Genomic DNA, 4,045 nt, shown 5'->3' on the forward strand with positions numbered 1-4,045 from the left:
ATCATTCCTTTCACCGGACCCTACTTTCAGGGCTAGTGTTACAGGATTTGACTGGGAGATGGCAAGGCATTGGAAAAAGCCCGCATGGACTCCAGATGAGTATGCCGCTCACTTTGCCAATCCTCTGATTGAGAAGGTACGTAACCTTGATGGATATTACCCCATGGTACTGGACAATGGCGAAAAATCCATCCGAGTCACTGCCAAGCCGTTTGATGGTCTGGCGTATGACTTCCTTGGTTATCCAAGCAAGTACAGCCTTAAAGGCGATAAGCCTATGTACGTACTACTGGAAACCAGATCCTACTTCGAGCGAAGATACTTCGACATCGAAAAGGGATGTGTTCTCAGGGATGACGTAAAGGAACTGGAATGCACTGAAGTACAGTACCCGTTCTTCCCATACCATCCGGTTCTAACCGTTTCTTCTCTTTCATCTCCTTCTTGATTCTTTCTTTCCTTTCTCGTTATTTCTCGCACAAGAAAGAAAGCAAGAAAGAATGGGCTCCTTTTGGAGCTTTAATCATTACCCAGCTATAGGTAATCATTAAAGCCTCAAAAGGGGTTTTTGCTTTTAGGCTCCTTTTCTCCTTTTCTCCAACATTCTCTTTATTTCATCAGGATCAGTGACATACCGCATGTTAGGAGTTTCCCTGGTAATGGCAGGTGCATTCTCAGCAGCCTCCAGGGCAGAAAGAAACATCTCCGCTTCTTCATCTGTTTTTATTCTGACTGTATTGAAAATACTTGAGGTTGGCATGTCTTTACTTCTCCTCAATCCACTCCCTGACTTGTTCAGGGCTTACTTTCAGACATTCTGCAATGAACTCTGTTTTGTATCCATTTTGATTCAGCTTTAATGCAGCAAATTTATTCACGTTGTTTTCGCCAATCTGAATACCAATTTCAAGGCCTTCTTGAAAACCCATATACTCGATTGGATCCATCTTCTCTGCATTTATTCTCAAGAGATCATTTTTTGACAGAGTGGTGTCACAATCATTCTCTTCAATCACTTCTTTGACGAACTCTTCATATGACATGTACTCGCCATTGCCATTGGCTACATTCATAGCCTCTTCCAACATAGCCTCCACTGCAGGTCTTACCTTGGTCTGGCGGATACGGAATTCATCAAGAAGTTCATATCCACTATAACCTTCATCGATAAGTTCTTTCAGAATCTGCTCTGCGAATTCTCCACTTGGAGTTTGTCTTTTATTCCTCAAATCTTCAATAGCTTCTTCTAAAGGACGTGTCTTTCCATTTGCCTGATCTTCCAGTCCCTTCTCCATAAGTTTTCTTATCTCCTCGTGGTCTGTCAGGATGTGAGATTCTCCTCTTTCCTTCTTCTCATAAGGAGCATCGGCGGCTTCATCAAGTGCATTAATGAACGCTTCTGCTTTCTTGGGATCGGTTATCTTTACATTTGTGAAAATACTTGAGGTTGGCATTGGGTTTTCCTGCCTTTCAGCAAAATACATACATTTACATTAGAAACCAAGGTTAATCTTTCTTTCTCAGATAGTATCCGCCTGATTTTTTAGAACCAATATGTTCTACATAATTAACAAGATTACGCTTTAATGCATTCTTTACTTTGTCTCTGTTCACAGCTGAATTTATCGCGTTTATCCTATCTGTGATGGCAACAGTATTCATACCTGGATTTTCTTTCACAGCTTTCAGGATTTCCAAATCCAAATCACTTAATGGGTCTTTTATTGGGTCGCTTAATGGGTCTTTTATTGGGTCATTCCGATAATAATTCACGTTCGGCAGTGTCACGATAAAGAAATTCTCACTTGCCCTGAATTCCGGCTTGACCTCATAAGCCTCATAACTCTGAAGTGTTCTCGGTATACCGGTACCAAAGTTTTCAATCAGATGGAGTTTATCAAAGACATTGACAAGTCTCGGATTACGATAAGTCTGAACTCCATTCATGATGTCATCCATGGTTGCATTGAAGATTCCACCAGGGCTGGATATCTTTGCCTTATCAGGGAAAAACTCTATCTTGATGTTGGAATGGATGAAATAGTTGGCGTGGCAGAATGCATTCAGAACCATTTCTCTAATTGATGCTCCGGGATATGATTTAGTTTCTTTCCTCTTAAAAGAACTGCCATCAATGACTACCTTCACATCATTCAGGCGTTCTGTCTGTTCCTCAACATCAGAAAGAATCTTAATCAGAGACCCTTTGAAGCTTTTCTTTATCCTGAAGTTCATTTCTGAATCATATTCAGCAAGCTTGACGACAATGTCGGACTGATCAGAGAGTAGAAAAGCAAGATTTGTATACTCTCCTGATCTTGATTTCATGCCAAATGTATTCATCATTCTGGTTGTAAGCTTCATTTCGTTATCTTCAAGTATCCTTGAAAAAGCCTTGAACGTCAGATCCTGTTCACCAGAGATATCTTCTTCATAGCTGTATCTCCGTGTTTCCATAATCATTTTGAGTATCTCATCATCACTTGCCCTACGCTTACTTCTTCCTACACGAATATAGACACCGCTTGGTTTTGGACCTTTATCTCTCAAGTAATAAGGTTTTGAAGTACCTTTTGACACTTGAATCTCCAAAACGTCATCTTCATTGAAGAAGAAGTTTATCAGACCTGCAGGTTTAGGAAAAAAGGCATCCTGAACCCAGTTCCCAAGTTTAAGATCTATATCATCTTTTATATTGGAATCTTTAAAGCCAATGACAGTACCGTCATCTTCGACTCCGACAAATATTGTTCCTCCGACACTGTTGAGAAAAGCTACAATTTCGCTTTTCACTTCATCTATAAGCTCTCTCTTTAATTCTGTTTTTTCATCTTCAAAATAACTTCTCATTTAGGTCACCTTCAAAATTTATTATAACTTATCTGACCCAATAAAAACATATTAAAGAATGTGCAATCTCACTTTCTTTCCCTCTTTTTCCGCCTTCAGGCCGGTATTATTACAGTGCGTAATAACTTGCTCTTACACACTGTAATAATTTTTCTATATGAGTGTACTTGTAAATACACACTTTAAGACGGATGGAAGAATAAATAGGGACTAATGCCTACACATATGCATCCTAATATTATTCATGTCCCACGGAATCCTGAGGGACTATCAAACTTTCTACAATTATGGTTTATCTCCATCATTTTTACTCTAAATGATGGAGATTATAGCAGGTTTGATAGAGATAATTTACATCAGTTATGATTATAATTTAATGCTTATTCTTTACTTATTTTTTGACCACTAAACTATTTAATTTATAAGCATCACTTGAATTAGTCACATAATTAGCATGGTTATTACTATAACCAAAAGATGAAGATTATCACCATCCACATATTCTATGTTTTGGTTCATATCCGTCATCATATCCAGAACCATTACATGATATAAAATCAAAACCGTTTAATTCGCTCCAATATTTCAAATTACTCTCAAGATTACCAGCATAATCCTCAACAGTAGGCTGATAGTATTCTTCACACGTACAGTACCATTCAAAATCATGATCAAGATACTTAATAAGTCTTTTACAAAAGAGTTCATCAATCTCTTCTTTTGTAGCAAACGAGTTTGAAGCCAGCAGAGCAATTAAATCTTTATCGTCAGCAATAGAATCTGTTGGTTTTAGGATTATGTGAGCATAATAATGACAATTTACAGTACCATTACCTTCATCCCATACGGCAAAACCTTCCCAATCACAGATAAATTCTCCATTTAAAAACTGTGTAAGTCCCTCTCCATCCCTCTTTCTCCATTCATTTCTGTTTTCCTTTGAATAAAGTGCTCTTAGAATAGAGGATAACCTATCAGACATAGTCTCATTAAGACTACATTCTGTCTGAATCAAACTAGAAAGCAATTTTTCATCAGTAAAAGGAATAAGGCTACTTACAAAAACACTTAATAGTGCTGTAGCAGTTCTTTGATCAGAAGCTCCAGATTTCAAAAGCTTTTCATATACCTCAAAAGGCTTAGTTGTGATGTATTTTGGACCATTTTGATTAATAATATCTTTTAATACCTTTAC

5 protein-coding genes are annotated in these 4,045 nt (G+C 37.8%); 1 reads left to right on the plus strand and 4 read right to left on the minus strand.

Annotated features, from left to right (window positions below):
- The coding region (locus SOY52_RS09075; RefSeq protein ID WP_320848638.1) for a hypothetical protein at window positions 1-448 on the plus strand (448 nt) is incomplete at its 5' end.
- A gap of 126 nt (window positions 449-574) precedes the next feature.
- Here SOY52_RS09075 and SOY52_RS09080 read toward each other — a convergent pair.
- The 4 genes from SOY52_RS09080 to SOY52_RS09095 all read right to left on the minus strand — a co-directional run.
- A complete protein-coding gene (locus SOY52_RS09080) occupies window positions 575-760 on the minus strand; it encodes a hypothetical protein (protein ID WP_320848639.1) in 186 nt (61 codons plus the stop codon).
- A 4-nt stretch (window positions 761-764) separates the two neighbouring features.
- Window positions 765-1,484 carry a hypothetical protein gene (locus SOY52_RS09085; protein ID WP_320848640.1) on the minus strand — a complete coding sequence of 240 codons (720 nt, stop codon included), beginning with the start codon at window positions 1,482-1,484 and terminating at the stop codon, window positions 765-767.
- Between the two features lie 22 nt (window positions 1,485-1,506).
- A complete protein-coding gene (locus SOY52_RS09090; RefSeq protein ID WP_320848641.1) occupies window positions 1,507-2,850 on the minus strand; it encodes an RNA-binding domain-containing protein in 1,344 nt (447 codons plus the stop codon).
- A gap of 487 nt (window positions 2,851-3,337) precedes the next feature.
- Window positions 3,338-4,045: hypothetical protein (locus SOY52_RS09095; RefSeq protein WP_320848642.1), on the minus strand; the 708-nt coding region annotated here is incomplete at its 5' end.

This window comes from Bullifex sp., assembly GCF_034103065.1.
Lineage (GTDB): Bacteria > Spirochaetota > Spirochaetia > Sphaerochaetales > Sphaerochaetaceae > Bullifex.

Excerpts from the sequence above, each read along its gene's own strand:
- SOY52_RS09080 (WP_320848639.1), bottom strand. The coding sequence starts at position 760 with ATGCCAACCTCAAGTATTTTCAATACAGTCAGAATAAAAACAGATGAA.
- SOY52_RS09085 (WP_320848640.1), bottom strand. The coding sequence starts at position 1,484 with ATGTATTTTGCTGAAAGGCAGGAAAACCCAATGCCAACCTCAAGTATT.
- SOY52_RS09090 (WP_320848641.1), bottom strand. The coding sequence starts at position 2,850 with ATGAGAAGTTATTTTGAAGATGAAAAAACAGAATTAAAGAGAGAGCTT.